The organism is Salinimicrobium sp. TIG7-5_MAKvit, assembly GCF_049569215.1.
Classification (GTDB): Bacteria; Bacteroidota; Bacteroidia; order Flavobacteriales; family Flavobacteriaceae; genus Salinimicrobium; species Salinimicrobium profundisediminis.
In genome coordinates, this window is record NZ_CP145903.1 from 2,274,644 (window position 1) to 2,292,761 (window position 18,118).

An 18,118-nucleotide genomic window follows, 5' to 3' on the forward strand; every position below is an offset into this window, starting at 1 on the left:
TTAGTTTTTCCTCACATTTTGAAGATTTATAGTTTTTTAGTAAAGCTAAAAACGTTATTTTCGCCCCCTATATTTTAGAATTAATTATAAGATAATGGCAGTATTAAATTCAATAAGGCAACGTTCGGTCTTCCTTATCGTGATCATTGCTTTGGCACTTTTCTCATTCGTTTTAGCCGATGTGATTAGGAACGGTGGGATGGTTTCTCAGAAATCACAGAATACCATAGCGACAATTAATGGTGAGGACATTGATAGGGAGCAGTTTGCCCGTCAGGTTGAGTCTTTGCAGCGTAACATGGGTCAAAATGCGACCACTGCACAAGTTGTGAACCAGGTTTGGGAAATGAACGTTCGTAGAACGCTTATGCAAGAGCAGTTTGAAGAGCTGGGTATTCGTGTAGAAGAAGCTCAGGTGAAAGAGATGATGAGAAGGGAACTGGCAAACAATCCTAATTTCACTAACGAGGCCGGAGTTTTTGATGAAGCCAAATTAAGAGAATATGTAGCTACCCTTAGGTCTACTTCTCCCCAGGCATATCAGCAATGGTTAGATTTTGAAACCAGTCTTGCCGAAACTGCCAGAGAGCAAATCTATCTTAACCTGGTTCGTGCCGGGGTAGGGGCAACGCTTCTTGAAGGCGAGCAGGCTTACAGGTTTACTAACGATAATGTAGACATGGAGTTTGTTCACATTCCCTATACTACAGTTGAAGACTCACAGGTAGAAATTTCTAAAGATGAGATCAGAGACTACGTAAAAGCACATCCGGGACAGTTTAAAACTGAACCTACCAGAGACATCCAGTACGTTCTTTATGAAGAAACTGCTTCTGTTGAAGATGAAGCTGAAGTAAAAACTGAGCTGCTAGGACTTCTTAATGATAAAGTAGAATTCAACGCTGCAACCAATACCAGCGATACGGTTGAAGGTTTTGCAACAACCAGAAACTGGGAAACTCTCGTTAATGAAAGATCTGATGAAAAATTCCAGGACAGGTTCGTGTTCAAAAACCAATTACCTGTAGATCATGCAGACTCTCTGTTCAACCTGAATGAAGGAGAAGTGTACGGGCCATTTAAGTTCAATGGTTCTTACAGGCTTGCAAGAGTAGTTGAAACTGCTCAGATTCCAGATTCTGCAAAAGCAAGACACATTCTTGTATCATGGCAGGGTTCTCCGGTAGGAGGACAGGTGACCAGGAGTAAAGAGCAGGCGCAGCAATTGGCTGATAGCCTTGCTAACGTAGTAAAAGGTAACAAAGATAAATTCGCTGAGCTTGCTTCAGAATTCTCTGCCGATGCTTCCAACAAAGAAGATGCAGGTCAGCTTGGCTGGTTTGGTCCTGGAGCAATGGTGCCTCCATTCAATGATTTCGTGTTTAACAATAACGAAGGATCTATAGGAGTAGTTGAAACTCAATTTGGATACCACGTGATCCACATCCAGGAGCAAACTGAAAAAGAAAAAGCTGTTAAACTGGCAACTGTTTCAAGAGCGATCCAGCCTTCAGAACAAACATCAAACGAGCTTTTTGCTGAAGTGACAAAATTTGAGCTCGGTGCAAAAGATGGCAACTTTGCTGATCTTGCAAAAGAGGGAGGAAAAGAAGTGAGACCGGTAAAAGAAATCAAACAACTCGAAGAAAATATCCCAGGTATTGGTGCGCAGAGAAGAATTGTGCAATGGGCATTTGAAGAAGAAGTAGAAGTTGGGGATATTAGAAGGTTTGAAGTTCCTTCAGGATATGTGGTGGCGCAGGTTACCGGATTGAACAAAGGTGGCCTTAAATCGGCTGAAGCTGCGTCTGCAACCGTTATACCAATTCTTCAGAAGCAAAAGAAAGCTGAGATTATAAAATCTGAGATCAGCGGAAGCGATCTTCAGGCCATCGCCCAACAGCAGGGAGTGCAGGTAAATACTGCAAACGCAGTGAACCGCAATAGCCCAACCCTTCCAGGTGTTGGAAGTGAGCCAAAAGTTGTGGGAGCAGCTTTCGGACTTGAAAGTGGTGGAACCAGCAGTCCTCTAGAGGGTGAAAAAGGAGTTTTTGTAGTGAAAGTACTTCAAAAAAATGACGCTCCTCAAATGGAATCTTATCGTCCTTATGCTGCAAGAGAGGCTTCTGCCCGACGCATAACTGTGAACACTGAAGTTTTCCAGGCGCTTAAAGAATCTGCAGAAATTGAAGATAACCGCGCAAGGTTCTACTAGGATCCTGTTAGGAAATATATAAGAAAAGCCCTTCATTTGAAGGGCTTTTTTCATTTCATGCGGTGATGTAAAAAAGGTTCTAGCTTGAATAATCCTGTAAAGAAGTAAAAGCTGTTACAGGATCATGTCGGAGTAGGAGAGGATGGTGTTGTAACCTTTCCTTCTGAAGTATTCCATATCCTGGGCTGTACCAGTGACCAGTATAAAATCACCGCCCCAGCCGCCAAGACTTTTTATTGCCCCCGGGTAATCTGGGAACAGGCGGGATTTGACCTTTTGCAGCCCCACCAGCTGTGAGATAATATTCTCGTGTACTTCCAGGAGCATTTTAAACTCCAAAAGATCTTTGCTGCTAATTAAACTATGGGTGAGTGCCGAAATTTTATCAATGCCCGTATTTAAGGCTGTTTTGTCCTGTTGCCTGTAATGCTGTATGGCTTCGCGGCTGTTCTGTTTTTGATTTAGGTGCACAAAAAAGATCTGGTCTTTATAAGCAGGGTCAAATGAGGTCTTTAAAATGCTATTTTCGTAAGGGTGTTTTTCAAAGGTGATCGCGGTTTCGTGCATGGCTACTGCCACATCATAGCCGCTGCCCCCAAAAGTGTGCTTCAGGAGCTCGTAAGGATCAATTTTCAGCCATTTTGCAAGGTTTGCAACAAGGGTCGATGATGTTCCGAGGCCCCAGTTACGCGGAAAATCCGATTTTGTGGTGATTTCAAATCCGCCTTCAGAAAATTTCTCCGGAGCCATTTTCCTTGCAAAAAAGAGTGTCAAAAATAGCATTTTTGACACCTCATTTTTTTCATGCTTCCCTGGTGCTTCCGAAGAGGTTAAAGCTGAAATTTCAAAGTTGTCTTCAAACCATATTTCCTGTTCCTCATCATAACTTTTCCACTTTATTACCGGCTCTTCAATGTTTGTAACTTCCAGGATTTGTCCAAACTTTGTGGGTAAGGCAAAACCGGTGGCGCCATCAAGAATAACATATTCCCCGCTTATCAGTAATTTTCCGTGACTGTGGAATACCTCCATTAGCTTCTCAGTTTTTCAAGTTGCTGCTCTACTGCGCTGTGCGAAACATTGTGGTTCTTAAAATGGCTTATGAGTATTTCTTTTTCCTGTGCTGTTGCCTGGAATTGGTTGAGGATATTCATAAGGTGCATTTTCATATGTCCCTGCTGAATTCCTGTGGTGATAAGGGACTTTACGGCGGCAAAATTTTGTGCCAGGCCGGCTACTGCCACTATTTTCATAAGTTCTTCGGCTGAAGGTTTTTGCAGAATTTCCAAAGCGATCTTTGAAAGTGGATGCAATGCCGTGAGACCACCTACCGTTCCCAGGGCCAACGGAATCTCCATCCAAAACCTGAACTGCCCATCGTGTACTTCGGCGTGGGTAAGGCTGCTGTATTTCCCATCTTTTGAGGCATAAGCATGAATACCTGCTTCTACCGCTCTAAAATCGTTTCCTGTGGCCAGTACCACAGCGTCAATTCCGTTCATGATGCCTTTGTTGTGGGTCACCGCCCTGTAGGGTTCGGCTTCAGCGATCTTAAGTGCCCTGACGAATTTTGCAGCGAAATCTTCCCCGCTCATGCCCTGATCGGCCAACGCTGTTACCGGGCAGGAAACTTCAGCCCTTACAATACAACCGGGTACATAATTGGAAAGTATGCTCATTACGATCTCTATCTCCTTTTCGGTAGCATTAAAAGCCTCATGGCTCTTAGCTGCTTCACGAAAAGTTTCAGCAAAACGCTCCAGGCAGGAGTTGATGAAATTTGCACCCATCGAGTCTTTGGTCTCAAAAGTGCAGTGCAGTTGGTAGTAATTGTCGAGTAGCTTTGTTTTGTCACGCAGCTCCATATTCATTACTCCGCCGCCGCGCTTCTCCATGTTTTTGGTGAGGGGAGCTACTGCTTCAAGTAATGTTGGTTTGATGCTATTGAAAAAATGCTCCAGCTTTTTACCGTCTCCAGAGTACATGAAATGTACCTGGCCTATCTTTTCTGTTCCCAAAACTTCGGCTTTAAAACCGCCCCTGTCGCTCCAGAATTTGGCCGCTTTGCTCGCCGCAGCAATTACCGAGCTTTCTTCTATAGCCATGGGTACAGCATAAAGCCGGTCATTGATAAGAAAATTGGGGGCAAGCCCAAAAGGCAGGTAGTAATTTGACAGGGTGTTCTCTGTAAACTCCTCGTGGAGCTGTTGCAGGCCGGAGTCGGGGTTCCAGTACTGGGTTAAAATCTTCCTGGCGTTTGTATTGTGAGCCAGGTATGTTTGGCTAAGCCAGTCAATTTTCTCCTCTTTTGACAGTTTGGAAAAGCCCGAAATAGGTGTGATCATTATGTGAAATTTGAGAGCACAAAGATACAATTACTGTAAGAAACATGGCAGCTGTTAGAATTTCTGGAGCAGAGGGAGCAAAACTTACAGATTTGCAGGTCTACACTCATTCTGTTCATTAACATCTTCTTATGATTTAACAGCAGAAAGCCTGTTTTTTAGCCGAATTTTTACTAAACTTGGCAAGCAAATTTTTTAAACGCAAAAAATGAAGTTGACCTACGGGTTTTTGGCCCTTTTTCTTTTGGCTACAACGGTTCTTACTGCGCAGAAAAAAGCAATTACACTTGAAGACATTTGGGGAGGAACATTCCGGCAGGAAAGAATGGAAGCCCTGCAATCTCTCAATAATGGAGAAGAGTATGTGGTGCTTAATTTTGATCGTAGTGCAGGCACATCAGCCATAGATGCTTATTCTTACAAGACCGGTGAAAAGACAAGAACTATTCTTAACAGTAAAGATCTTGAGGGAATTCAATATTTTTCGGAATATGAATTCAGTGAAAATGAATCTAAACTGGTGCTGGGCACAGAGATAGAATCTATCTACAGGCATTCTACCCGCGGGATCTTTTACGTGTACGACCTGCAAACGAATGAACTGAAAAAGATTTCAGAAGAAAAAATCAAGGAACCTACCCTGTCGCCAAATGGTGAGAAGGTTGCTTATGTATTCAAAAATGACATTTTCGTGAAAGATCTTTCCTCCGGAAAAGTGACGCAGGTGACTACCGACGGGGAGATGAATAAGATCATTAACGGGGTGGCCGATTGGGTGTACGAGGAGGAGTTTTCTTTTGTGCGCGCTTTTCAGTGGAATAAATCTGGTGATAAAATCGCTTTTTTGAAGTTCGATGAAACTGAAGTCCCCGAATTCTCTATGGATGTTTACGGGCAGGATCTTTACCAAACCCAAACAGTCTTTAAGTACCCTAAAGCAGGCGAAAAGAATTCAGAAATAAGCCTCCATATTTATGATCTTCAGCAGGAAGAAGTTTCAGATGTAAATTTAGGTGATTATGAAGATTTTTATATTCCGCGGATAAAATGGACCAATGATGCCAATGTGCTAAGTGCACAGGTTCTTAACCGTCATCAAAATGTGCTCGATCTTATCTTTGTTGATGCTGAAGCAAATAAAGCTGAAGTAGTGCTCACAGAAACCGATGAAGCTTATGTAGATGTGACCGATAATTTGACATTTTTGGAAGATAACAGCTTCATCTGGACCAGTGAAAAGGATGGCTGGAACCACATTTACCTTTACGACAAGAACGGTAAACTGAAAAATCAGGTGACCAGAGGAAACTGGGAGGTCACCAATTACTACGGTCTTGATCCTAAAACCAAAATAATTTTCTACCAAAGTACCGAGAACGGAAGCATCAATCGCGATGTGTTTTCAGTAAAGACCAACGGAAGGAACAAAAAACAACTTACAGATAAGGTAGGGCAAAACAGTGCCGACTTTAGTGCAGATTTTACTTACTTCATCAACAGCTACAACAGCGCGACTACGCCTTATGAGTTTACCCTGCACCTCGCAAAGAATGGGAAACTTGTAAGGGAGATTGTCAATAACGAGGAGCTTTTGGAGCAAATGGCAGAGTATGAGATTGTGCCTAAGGAATTCTCAACTCTTGCGGTAAATGGCGCCGATCTCAATATGTGGATGATCAAGCCTGCTGGTTTTGATCCTGCAAAAGAGTATCCGCTTTTTGTCTCGCAGTATTCGGGGCCGGGTTCTCAGGAAGTAGGCAACCGCTTTCACAGCACGAATGACTACTGGTATCAAATGCTTGCCAGCAAAGGATATATTGTAGTGGGAATTGATCCTCGCGGTACCGGGTTTAAAGGTGCTGCCTTTAAAAAGGTGACTCAAAAGGAACTTGGTAGATATGAAGTGGAAGATATTATTGAAGCCGCCCGAATCCTTGGATCAAGAGATTATATAGACGAAGAAAATATGGGTATTTGGGGCTGGAGCTATGGAGGTTTTATGTCTTCAAACGCCATTCTTAAAGGTAATGACGTCTATAAAATGGCTATAGCAGTGGCACCGGTTACCAGCTGGAGATTTTACGACAGCATCTACACTGAAAGGTATATGACCACCCCGCAGGAGAACCCTTCGGGATATGATGAGAATTCCCCCATCAATCATGTGGAGAAGCTAAAAGGAGATTACCTGCTTATTCATGGTACAGGAGATGACAATGTTCATGTTCAAAACACCATGAGAATGATAGAAGCCCTCGTGCAGGCGAACAAACAGTTTGACTGGGCAATATATCCCGATAAAAATCACGGTATTTACGGTGGTAACACCCGTATGCACCTTTACACGCTCATGACAAACTTCATCGAAGAAAATCTAAAAGTTAATTCTAATATCAAATCATCCCTATAATGGCACAGGCAACAACAGCACCTCAAAAGAGTGAATTATTTGGTCACCCGGTAGGTCTATACATTTTATTTTTTACTGAAATGTGGGAGCGCTTTTCCTATTACGGAATGCGCGCCATTCTCGTACTTTACCTTGTTAGCGCTACCCAGGGCGGAAATGCCGGACTCGGCTGGACCAATGCCGAAGCTTTGGCGCTTTACGGATGGTACACAATGCTGGTATATGTGGCTTCCATTCCGGGAGGGATAATAGCCGATAAACTTCTGGGGCAGAAAAAAACTGTGCTGTGGGGAGGAATAATTTTAGTGGCAGGACACGGGATACTCGCAGTTGAAGAAATGTGGGCGTTCTACACCGGGCTTGGGTTAATTATTGCCGGCGTGGGAATGCTGAAGCCTAATATTTCTACCATGGTGGGAGGTCTCTACAAAGAAGGGGACATTCGCCGTGATAAAGGATTCACCATATTTTATATTGGGATTAACCTGGGGGCTTTCCTTTCAAGTTTAATTGTAGGTTATGTAGGTGAGAATATTGGATGGCACTGGGGCTTCGGTCTTGCAGGAATAGCCATGGCACTTGGACTTCTAGTGTACCTGTGGGGACAAAAATACCTTACAGAAGTAGGGAATTTACTTTCAAAAGCTGAAAGAGATTCAGGTGCTTCTTTTGGCGGGATGTTCAAAGATCTTTTCAAATCTCCGCTACAGTTAACAATCACTGCCGTGCTACTGGTAGGTTCAATCTATTACCTTCTTGCCATAGACATAGCTTACGGTTTCCTATTCATATTCCTAACCTTCGTTACGGCCATGATGCTCATGGTGTATAAAGATCTTACTACGCAGGTGATGAAAGATAGGTATGTTGTAATGCTGCTTTCATTTATCCTTGTAATTGTATTCTGGGGGGCTTTTGAACAGGCCGGTGGACTTATGAATATCTATGCTCTAGAGAAAACCGACAGGTCATTGCCATTTAGTCTGCCATTGATAGGCAGTGAAGTGCCTGCTTCCTGGTTTCAGTCTTTAAATGCACTTTTCATTATTATCTTCGGGGTGATTGTAGCCAACTTCTGGGCTAAGAGAAAACTGAAGAGTAAAGAAGCTTCTTCTATCTTTAAAATGGCAATTGGGGTTATCATCATGGGGCTTGGATTTGTTTTCATGGTATTTGCCTCTATGGAATTTCAGAACAATGGAGCTTCGGCTATGTACTGGCTGGTATTGGCTTATCTATTCCACACGATAGGAGAATTGAGTTCTTCGCCGGTGGCACTTTCATTCATTACCAAGCTTGCCCCGGTAAAATACGCATCTTTAATGATGGGGGTTTATTTTGCAGCTACAGGTCTTGGGAACAAGGTCGCGGGAATTGTGGGAGAATATTCTTCTGAAGCTGGTGATGGGACCATCTTTATGGGTATTACTATCTTCACCGTTGCCTTTGCTATTCTCGTCCTGTTAATGCTTAAACCTCTTAAACGTCTTACTCACGGAGTAGAAGATGAAGAGCGCGAGTTACCACAGCAGGAAAAATTTGAACTTGGTGACGATGATCTTGTAGAAAAAGAAGCAAATAAAAGAAGAAGATAATGGCAGCTACGGTTCCAGCGGCAGAGAACGATTTCTTTAAATCAAAAGTTTTGGGCCATCCCGCCGGCCTATTTGTTCTTTTCTTTACAGAGATGTGGGAGCGCTTTTCATTCTACGGAATGCGGGTTCTCCTTATCAACTTCCTCACCATGGCAATTGTGGGCGTGGATAATCCCGGATGGGGTTGGAGTGCAGAGAACGCAGGTGCCCTTTTTGGGACCTATGCAGGGTTGCTTTACCTTACGCCAATTGCAGGTGGTATAATAGCCGATAAGATTACCGGCTATCGCTGGGCGGTGGTGATTGGTGCTGCAATTATGACCCTGGGCCATGCTTCTATGGCTTTAGAAACCGAATTTTCCCTGTACTTTGGACTTGCGTTGCTGGTTATAGGTACAGGTTTCTTTAAGCCCAATATTACCTCGATTATTTCTGAAATGTATGACGGTAAGCCCGACAAGAAAGATGGGGCTTACACCATATTCTACATGGGCGTAAATGCCGGGGCTTTCTTCGGAATGATGTTATGCGGCTACCTGGCCGAAAGAGTAGGATGGAGCTGGGGCTTTGGTCTTGCAGGTATTTTTATGTTCCTGGGAACTTTGCAGTTCTGGCTGGCAAAACCTCTCTTTGGTAACATAGGGGGTGTGCCCGATAAAGCTAAACTGGCCGAAGAAAAGGCCAAAGAAGAAGCATCTGGAGTAAAAGATCATTCTCACAACCCATTCACGCTTTTAGACAAGATTCTGGTGGTTGCCACTTCAGTTATTGGGTTGTTGTATTTGATCAACGATCCGGTTTCCAGAATAGCTAATCTCAATTTACTTCCGGCTGTTATGCCTTTCGACTTTCAGGGGGAGCCTTTTTCGGGACCACTTGGGTTGGCATTAATTGGCCTCTTGCTGTTCCTGGTCCTGGTCATTTCCCGTATCTCACGATATGCTAAAGTGGTGCGTGACCGGATGATAGCCGTAATTATCTTCGCATTTTTCACGGTTTTCTTCTGGATGTCTTTTGAGCAGGGAGCTACTTCCCTCATCATCTTTGCGCGAGACTCTGTAGACAGGGTTTTAGTGGGCGCAGGCGCCACAGTCTTCAATGTCTTTAATACGCTCCTTACGGTGGTGCCGCTCATGATCATCACCTGGGTTTTATATTTGTTATGGAAGCAGACTCATAAACGAGTGCTGGGGTCTAATATCGTCCTGGTAATTTGCTTCGGAATAATTTGGGCTATCGTGATCTGGATGCTTGTAAGGGAATTCCAGGGAGACGCGACTGAAATCACTGTTTCATGGTTCAGTATTCTCAACTCCTTCTTTATTATTGTATTTGCCTCTTTCTTCTCAAAATGGTGGGAAAGCAAGTATAATCCTTCCGCAGCATGGAAGTACAGCTTTGGTTTGATCCTGCTCGGGATTGGCTTCGGATTGCTGGCCTTTGGGTCAAGTGGTGTAGCGGAAGGAGCCAAAGTAAGTATGATCTGGCTTATTCTCGCATACCTTTTCCACACACTGGGCGAACTTTGTCTTTCTCCTCTTGGTCTTTCTTATGTAAGTAAGCTGGTGCCGGCAAGGATGATTGCCTTTATGTTCGGGATGTGGTACCTGGCTATTGCGATTGGGAACAAACTGGCCGGTTCTTTTGGAGGTATGATCGATGAGATTACACAACAATACAGCCTCTCTACTTTCTTTCTAATTTTCACTGTGGTTCCTATCAGCGCCGGGGTTTTAGTGGCAGTATTGAATCCTTTACTAAAGAAATTGATGCACGGGATTAAATAATTTCCTCTCTAAAATGTTATTTTTACGCCCTCATTCCCGAGGGCGTAGTTTTTTTGAAAATTTCGGAATGACTATTGCTAAAAGACAAAGAAAAAATATGAAGAAAATTATTCTTAGCCTTGCTGTTTTGCTGTTTTCGGCTTCTGCCATGCTGGGGCAGGAGATCAAGTGGATGACCATGAATGAGGCCCTTGAAGCTCAAAAGAAAGCGCCTAAAAAAATATTCATGGATGCCTATACCACCTGGTGTGGCCCGTGCAAGATGCTCGATAAGAACACTTTTTCAAATAAAGATGTCATTAAATACATCAACCGGCATTATTATCCTGTAAAATTCAATGCTGAAGGTACCGAGGAGATCAATTACCAGGATATGTCCTTTAAAAACCCTAATTACGATCCTAAGAGAAGAGGCCGTAACAGTCAGCATGATTTTGCAAGGGCCATGAAGATCACCGGCTACCCAAGTCTGGTCTTTTTTGATGAAGAGGCGAACCTCATAGGGCCAATTCCCGGGTACCGCACCCCGCAGCAACTCGAGCTGTTCCTAAAGATGTTCGTAGATGAAGATTACAAAAAAATAACCAGTCCCGAAGCTTTCCAGGAATATTCCGCGGCTTTTGAAAATGAATTTACAGATTTAAAATAGCTTTTTTGAATATGAAATTTCAGGTCTCCCGGGGTTTCAAAACTTGTGAGGCCTTTTTTTTATTCCAGGATATAAGCCCCGTCTTCAGCAGTGTAGAAAAATGGAATTTGGTTCGCGCTTGCAGTTTTCTCCCATCTTTTTATAACCGCAGGATAATTACTGCCATCGGCAATGATCACTTCAGGTTTAAATTTCATTAATACCCGCTCCAGGTTGATCCTGGGAGCGCCCGAGAGGAGCAGGTGAGTGTTCAAAGGCGTTTGCTTCGGAAGGATTCCGCTACTGTCAGCTACCACTAAAAAATGCCCTTTTTGAAGGTATATATTTTGAAGTGGCACTTCCCTGATTTGTTGAAGATCTTCTCCCACCATAAAATTTTGAAGCAGCTTCAGGTCTTTTGCAGGTGTTGTGAGGTTATGATAAAGCTGTAACCGGTCACTTTGCTGTTGTCCTATCAGGCTGCTTCGGCTTTTGTGGAAAATAATAAGCCTGTCCTCTCTATTTACTTCGGAAGAAATATAAACCAATTGCAGGATTATTACTGAAAACAGCACAGGGAAGAGTCTTTTATGGCTGAAGCTTTTCCATAGCAGAAATGCAGCGAACAGAAAGAAATACCAGCTCCATACTTCCGGTAAACTGAAGGCAATGTCTTTAAAGAGGAATTGTTCGTGCCCGGCAATCCAGTCCACTGTTTTAATCAGGATTTTGATGATGATTCCGTAGGTTTCAGCAATAAAAGAGGGCAGTATATTAAGAATTGCTAAAAATATCACCAGCACGCCCAAAATAAGAATGAGGCCCAGGAACGGAAGGATAAGCAGGTTTGTGAGAAAGAAGAGGCCGGGAAACTGGTGGAAGTAATAGAGGCTTAGGGGTAATACTCCTATTTGCGCTGCAAGCGTAACGCTGAGTAAATCCCATAGATATTTTACAATGCGGTTTGTAGGAGCGTATAGCCTGTGAAACAAAGGCTGAAAAAGCACAATAGAAAGCACCGCCAGATAGCTCAGTTGAAAACCGACTTCAAAGATCCATCCCGGCTTTATGAGTAGCAGTAGGAGCAGCGAAAGGAAGATGGAATTGAGGGTTCCGGTACGTCGTTTAATTTCCAGGCCCACCGCAATAAAGCTGAACATGGTCACCGCCCGCACCACCGAGGGTGAAAGACCTGCCAGAACAGCGAAGCCCCAGAGGCATGAAATGACCAGGAACGTCTTTAAGAATTTGCCATTTTTGAGACTTTTAAGAGGTTTAAAAAGCCAGTGTAACATCAATAAAATGATTCCCACGTGCAGGCCCGATACCGCGAGTATATGTATGGCTCCTGCAGCTACAAAATTGTTGTAGGTCTGTGCTGAAATATCCTGTTTTTGACCCAGCAGCAGCGCCTGTACCAAAGAAAGTTCCTCCTGCTTAAAATTATTCTTTTTAAGTGCCAAAGTGATTTCACGCCTTAAATTTGCCGCTGCTACTTTTATTCCGGGGTCTTCTTTCTGCAATCTTTTAACTATGCCCTGGCGGAGATTGGCCTGTCGCCAAACTCCTTTTCTGTTCATAAAAGCAGCGTAATTGAACTGGTGTGGATTGAGGGGCGCCGGAATGGGAGCTAAAGTGGAAGAAACAAGTAGATGCTCACCTTCCAAAAATGGCATTTTAAGGCTGTCTTTTGGAATCAATAGCAGAAGCTTTCCGTGCGCAGATTTTCCGTTGACCGCGTTCACTTCAGCAATATATTTATCGCTGTAGCGATCGGGTTTTAGTGTTTCCAGGATATTTAGCTTCAGAAGTGGTATTTCTTCCGAAGAAATCTTGTTAATGTAGTGCTGTGGCTGGTTTTTGGGAAGGTGAAGGCTTGCAGAAAAAATTCCGAAGAGAAAAAAGAGGAGGGCGACACTGCTTCCGAAGAAAAGATCGGGAAAAAGCAATTTTCGGGCCCTAAAAAATGCCAGGAGAAATAATAAGATTCCCGGCAGTAGTGCCAAAAATGCCATTTTTAGCGAGAGCTCCAAATAAAAGCCGATGCATGTTCCCAGCAGCAGCAAAATGGTAAGCCGAATGATTGCAGTGTTCAAATTATTATCTCCCAGGTGTTTAGCCTAAGATAGTAATTTACAGGATGCGGCGGGCCATCACAAAATGCTCTTTCCAGTAATTTTCATTGAGTGCCGAAATAATGACGCCGCGGGAGGTGCTGGAGTGAATAAAAAAGATATTGTCTTCATCAAGCTCTACCACCAAACCTACATGATTGATGTTCTTTTTGCGCCTGTCGGTCTTAAAAAACAGGAGATCGCCCAATTTTAGCTGCTTAAGTTCGAGCTCGTCACCCAAAAGAGCCATGTCTCTGGAAGAACGTGGCAACTCAATGTTGTTTTGGAGGAAAGAAGTGTAGACCAGCCCCGAGCAATCCATGCCCTGGGGGGTTGTGCCGCCGTATTTGTATTGTGTGCCAAGAAACTGAAGGGCGTAATCTATGATGCTGAAGGTCTCTTCACCCACCTCTTCAATAATGTCTTCGGCGTCGTTGTAAAAATCGGGAAGTTGGGCATAACCCTCGTTTTTCTCTTCAAGTATGGCCTGTTTCGCCACTGCAGATTTGCGTGCCCCGCAAGAAGTGAGGGTAAAGATGAGGGCCAGCAGCATGAACCTCAGGAACTTCATTGAGCAGAGATCTTTTTAAAGATTAGTTGGGCGGTCTTTTCACTTGCGCCTTTACCACCGAGTTTTTGTTCCAGTTCGTGGTAATCGCTAAAGATCCTTTTCCGGTTTTCTTTATCGAGAATTTTGGTGAGTTCGGCTTTTAGATTTTTGCGGTTGAACTCGTTTTGGATGAGCTCTTTTACTACTTCGCGATCCATAATGAGGTTCACCAGAGAAATATAGTCGAGATTGATGATGCGTTTGGCAATTTGATAAGAAATGAAGTTGCCTTTGTAGCAAACTACTTCGGGCACTTTGAGCAAAGCAGTTTCCAGGGTGGCGGTACCTGAAGTTACCAGTGCAGCTGTGGATATTTCAAGAATGTCATAGGTGCGGTTCATGACGAGGTGCACATTTTTCTTTTTGATATACGGCCGGTAGAAGCTCTCTTCCTGGCTGGGTGCACCTGCGATAACAAACTGGTACTCTTTAAAATCATCGGTCACGCTAAGCATAACCTCCAGCATTTTGGATATTTCCTGCTTTCTGCTTCCCGGCAGGAGAGCAATTATTGGGCGATTATCAAGATTGTGCTCGGTTTTGATCTCTTCAGCCTGTACGGGAGGTCTTCCTGCAATCGCATCAATAAGCGGGTGGCCTACAAAATTGACTTTATAGTTGTGTTTCTTTTCGTAGAAATCTTTCTCGAACGGCAGGATCACGTACATTTCATCAATATCACGCTGAATGTCCTTGATCCTGTTTTCTTTCCATGCCCAGATTTGTGGAGAAATGTAGAAATGGGTTTTATAACCTTCTTTGCGGGCCCATTTTGCAATACGCAGGTTAAACCCCGGATAGTCAACAAAAATGATGACATGAGGTTCCCATTTTTTAATGTCTTCCTTACAAAATGAAATATTAAGAAGAATGGTACGCAGGTTCATAAGCACTTCAGCAAACCCCATAAATGCGAGGTCGCGGTAGTGCTTCACCGGGGTGCCGCCTTCCTGTTGCATGAGATCTCCTCCCCAGAACCTGAACTCGGCCTGGGGATCGGTCTTTTTGAGGCCTTTCATGAGGTTTGCCGCATGTAAGTCTCCCGAAGCTTCTCCTGCAATAATGTAGTATTTCATATTAACTAAGCTTTATTACCGCAATCACAAGTGCAGCAAGTATAGAGGCCATTAAGACTCCTCTTGCTCTATAGGTATATTCTTTTTTTATAAAGTAAAAGAAAGGCAGGAAATTTAAAATTGCACCTGCGGTAATAAGGGTGCCAATAAAGCCGCCGCGCATAGATTCCTGTAGGGTTTCCCAAATGGGTAGATCAGAAAAAAGAAGGATATAAATGAGCATTCCAACAAGATTGGCTGCAATCCCTGTTACAAAACCTAAAAGGATCTCTTTCTTAATCATTGAGTTCCCAAGAATTTAGATCGCTTAGAAATTGATGTGCCGTAAGGTCAAACTGAACCGGCACCACCGACACATATCCCTGAGAAAGGGCATGTTCATCACTGTCTTCTCCCTCATCTTCATTTATAAATTTTCCCGATAACCAGTAGTAGTCGCGACCCTGCGGATTGGTTCTCTTATCGAATTCTTCTTCCCAGCGGGCCTTGGCCTGCCTGCATACTTTGATCCCTTTTATCTCGGCCTCACTTAGCTTTGGGAGGTTTACATTTAAAACCACTCCTTTTGGAAGGCCGTGTTTTAGCACCTGCCTGGTAATGCGTTTTACAAATTTCTTGCAGGGCTCAAAATCGGCGTTCAGCGAATAATCAAGTAAAGAAAAACCAATGGCCGGGATGCCTTCAATACCGGCTTCTACTGCGGCACTCATGGTGCCCGAATAGATCACATTGATAGAAGAATTAGAACCGTGGTTAATGCCACTTACACAAAGATCTGGCTTGCGGTGAAGGATCTCCTGGGTAGCGATTTTCACACAATCGGCCGGTGTGCCCGAGCAACTGTATTCTTTATGCTTGTAGGTTTCTTTGACTGTAATTTGATCACAAAAGAGGGTGTCGCTAATGGTGATGGCGTGTCCCATCCCGCTTTGGGGACTGTCTGGGGCGACCACGATCACGTCTCCCATTTGCTTCATGACCTCAATAAGGGCTCGAATTCCGGGAGCCGTAATTCCGTCGTCATTGGTGACTAAAATGAGCGGTTTTTCCTGAGACATTATGAAAAATTTATGGCTGCTAAATTAAATTAATTTCCTGAGGAAAGGCTTATATTCGTAAATTAACAAAAAAGGAGAAAACTATATAAGTTGGCATAGTTTTTACTGTAGTACAGGTATACTAATGATGAAAATAAAAACCATAATGAAAAGGAACTATAAGCTACTGGTGCTGGTCTTGCTGTTTGCCGCGGCTTCTTGCAGCTTTACCACCAAGACATTCAATGACCCCAATAAAGATAAAACCCTAATTGAACTGATTTCGTATGTTCTTAAAAATGGACATTATGATGCCAAGGAGGTAGACGATTCCTTTTCTTCTGAAGTTTATAAAGATTACCTCGAGGCGCTTGACCCTCTAAAAAGGTATTTTTATGCAAGTGATATAGAAGAGTTTCAGCAATATGAAACCCTTCTTGATGATCAGATAAAGAACAGCGAGATCACATTCTTTGATCTTACCCACACCCGGCTTTTAGAGCGTATGGCTGAAGCTGAAGGAATCTATAAGGAAGTTCTTGAGAAGCCTTTCAACTTTGACAAAGATGAAGTTCTAGATACCGATTACAGCAAACGCGATTATGTAAGCTCAAAGAAAGAGATGAAGGAAAGATGGAGAAAGCAGCTTAAATTTTCGGCTATTTCCAATTATTACGATATAAAGAAAGAACAGGAAAGAAAGCTGGAGGATGATGCCGATTATGTTGCAAAATCTGATGCCGAGCTGGAAAAAGAAGCACGGGAGTTAACCCTGAATTCTCTGGATGAGTACTTCGACTTCAGTGATGACCTCGAAAGAAAAGATTGGTTTTCAGTATATGTAAATGCAATTGTTGAAGAATTTGACCCTCATACATTTTATTTTGCACCACAAGACAAAGATCGTTTTGATATGGCCATGAGTGGTAAACTTGAAGGGATTGGTGCACGCCTTCAAAAGAAAAACGACAATGTGAAGATTGTTGAAGTAATCTCGGGAGGGCCAGCCTGGAGGGGAGAAGAAGTAGAAGTTGGTGACGAGATCATAAAAGTAAAACAGGAAGACGAGAAAGAACCGGTAAGTGTGGTTGGAATGAGGCTTGACGATGCTGTAAACCTTATAAAAGGCCCTAAAGGTTCTAAAGTTACCCTTACTCTTAAAAAAGTTGACGGTACCATTGAGGAGGTAGATATTATTAGAGATGTTGTAGAGATAGAGGAGACTTATGCCAAAGCGGCTAAAGTAGAGAAGAATGGCCGTGTTTACGGAGTGATCAACCTGCCGAAGTTCTATTTTGATATGGAAGATTATTCTGAAAGAAATGCAGCTTCTGATGTAAAAGAGGAAATTGTAAGGCTAAAGCAAGAAGGAATGGATGGGTTGGTACTTGACCTGCGAAACAATGGAGGAGGATCTTTAAAGACGGTTGTTGATATCGCCGGATTGTTTATCAAGGACGGGCCAATAGTACAGGTGAAATCTAAACTTGAAGGGCAACAGGTCCTTGAAGATACAGATTCCTCTATTTTATGGGATGGTCCTTTGGTGATCCTTGTAAATGAGCTTTCTGCCTCGGCTTCCGAAATTCTTGCCGCTGCAATGCAGGATTATAAAAGAGCAGTTATTATTGGAAGTAAACAAACCTACGGAAAGGGAACCGTGCAAAACGTACTTGATCTTAACCGATGGATCAAGAACAACGACCTTGGTGACCTTGGAGCCTTAAAGATCACCACTCAAAAATTCTATAGAGTGAATGGAGGTTCTACCCAGCTTGAAGGTGTGAAAAGTGACGTTGTGGTGCCCGATCGTTATTCCTTTATTGACATAGGTGAGAAAGATCAAAAGAATCCGCTGCCATGGGATCAAATTGAAGCAGCTTCTTTTGAAGAATGGAACGGCTATATAGATTTTGAAGAAACCCTCTCCAACAGCCAGAAGAGAATGGCCGAAAATGAACAAATCGACTTAATTAGGGAGAATGCCGAATGGATTAGAGATCAGCGTAACAGTACCACTTTTCCGCTTAATTATGCTGAATACAGCAGGGAAATGGAACTGAATGAAGAGCAGGCAAAGAAATTTGACAGGCTCTCGGAATACCAGTCAGACCTCAGTTTTGAATCGCTTCCTTATGAAATTAAGTTGTTTGAGGTAGATACTGTACTTTCTGAGAAAAGAGAAAGATGGCACGAGAATCTCAAGAGTGATATCTATATGGAAGAGGCGGTGCATGTATTGGAAGACATGAAGATGAATAACATCAAGAAGTCTGGTTTGGCCGATGTCAAAAAATAAAT

General features: G+C 43.2%; 13 protein-coding genes. 6 read left to right on the forward strand and 7 right to left on the reverse strand.

Annotated elements, in window-relative coordinates; translation table 11 throughout:
- The first annotated feature begins 94 nt into the window (after nucleotides 1–94).
- Complete coding sequence (locus V5739_RS10255) at nucleotides 95–2,215, forward strand: peptidylprolyl isomerase (protein ID WP_423818095.1); 2,121 nt, start codon at nucleotides 95–97, stop codon at nucleotides 2,213–2,215.
- A gap of 114 nt (nucleotides 2,216–2,329) precedes the next feature.
- Here the strand turns inward: V5739_RS10255 and V5739_RS10260 are convergent, their stop codons facing one another.
- Both V5739_RS10260 and V5739_RS10265 read right to left on the reverse strand, forming a co-directional pair.
- Nucleotides 2,330–3,247, reverse strand: a complete 918-nt coding sequence (locus V5739_RS10260) for a GYDIA family GHMP kinase (protein ID WP_423818096.1) — start codon at nucleotides 3,245–3,247, stop codon at nucleotides 2,330–2,332.
- Nucleotides 3,247–4,560: a hydroxymethylglutaryl-CoA reductase, degradative gene (locus V5739_RS10265; RefSeq protein ID WP_423818097.1), complete on the reverse strand. Its 1,314-nt coding sequence runs from the start codon at nucleotides 4,558–4,560 to the stop codon at nucleotides 3,247–3,249. Before V5739_RS10265 ends, V5739_RS10260 begins: the two co-directional genes overlap by 1 nt.
- 208 nt (nucleotides 4,561–4,768) lie before the next feature.
- On the opposite strand from V5739_RS10265, the gene V5739_RS10270 reads away from it, so the two are divergent.
- The 4 genes from V5739_RS10270 (at nucleotide 4,769) to V5739_RS10285 (ending at nucleotide 11,001) form a co-directional block, all read left to right on the forward strand.
- Nucleotides 4,769–6,970 carry a S9 family peptidase gene (locus V5739_RS10270; RefSeq protein WP_423818098.1) on the forward strand — a complete coding sequence of 734 codons (2,202 nt, stop codon included), beginning with the start codon at nucleotides 4,769–4,771 and terminating at the stop codon, nucleotides 6,968–6,970.
- The gene (locus V5739_RS10275; protein ID WP_423818099.1) at nucleotides 6,970–8,565 is read left to right on the forward strand and encodes a peptide MFS transporter; all 1,596 of its coding nucleotides are present in this window, start codon (nucleotides 6,970–6,972) and stop codon (nucleotides 8,563–8,565) included. The genes V5739_RS10270 and V5739_RS10275 overlap by 1 nt, the downstream gene beginning before the upstream one ends.
- A complete protein-coding gene (locus V5739_RS10280) occupies nucleotides 8,565–10,352 on the forward strand; it encodes a peptide MFS transporter (protein WP_423818100.1) in 1,788 nt (595 codons plus the stop codon). The genes V5739_RS10275 and V5739_RS10280 overlap by 1 nt, the downstream gene beginning before the upstream one ends.
- Before the next feature lie 97 nt (nucleotides 10,353–10,449).
- Nucleotides 10,450–11,001, forward strand: a complete 552-nt coding sequence (locus V5739_RS10285; RefSeq protein WP_423818101.1) for a thioredoxin family protein — start codon at nucleotides 10,450–10,452, stop codon at nucleotides 10,999–11,001.
- Nucleotides 11,002–11,060: 59 nt separating this feature from the next.
- On the opposite strand, the gene V5739_RS10290 is transcribed toward V5739_RS10285, so the two are convergent.
- From V5739_RS10290 to surE, 5 genes are all read right to left on the reverse strand, one after another.
- Entirely contained in the window at nucleotides 11,061–12,995 is a 1,935-nt protein-coding gene (locus V5739_RS10290) for a ComEC/Rec2 family competence protein (RefSeq protein ID WP_423818102.1), read from the reverse strand.
- Between the two features lie 118 nt (nucleotides 12,996–13,113).
- Nucleotides 13,114–13,665 (reverse strand): C40 family peptidase, encoded by a 552-nt coding sequence (locus tag V5739_RS10295; protein WP_423818103.1) that lies wholly within the window; start codon nucleotides 13,663–13,665, stop codon nucleotides 13,114–13,116.
- Entirely contained in the window at nucleotides 13,662–14,780 is a 1,119-nt protein-coding gene (lpxB, locus tag V5739_RS10300; RefSeq protein WP_423818104.1) for a lipid-A-disaccharide synthase, read from the reverse strand. The genes V5739_RS10295 and lpxB overlap by 4 nt, the downstream gene beginning before the upstream one ends.
- A gap of 1 nt (nucleotide 14,781) precedes the next feature.
- A complete protein-coding gene (locus tag V5739_RS10305) occupies nucleotides 14,782–15,063 on the reverse strand; it encodes a hypothetical protein (protein WP_423818105.1) in 282 nt (93 codons plus the stop codon).
- Complete coding sequence (gene surE / locus V5739_RS10310) at nucleotides 15,056–15,838, reverse strand: 5'/3'-nucleotidase SurE (protein ID WP_423818106.1); 783 nt, start codon at nucleotides 15,836–15,838, stop codon at nucleotides 15,056–15,058. Before surE ends, V5739_RS10305 begins: the two co-directional genes overlap by 8 nt.
- 145 nt (nucleotides 15,839–15,983) lie before the next feature.
- Here surE and V5739_RS10315 point away from each other — a divergent pair, with 145 nt between their 5' ends.
- Nucleotides 15,984–18,116, forward strand: coding sequence for a carboxy terminal-processing peptidase (locus V5739_RS10315; RefSeq protein WP_423818107.1), 2,133 nt, complete (start codon nucleotides 15,984–15,986; stop codon nucleotides 18,114–18,116).
- Nucleotides 18,117–18,118: the final 2 nt, after the last annotated feature.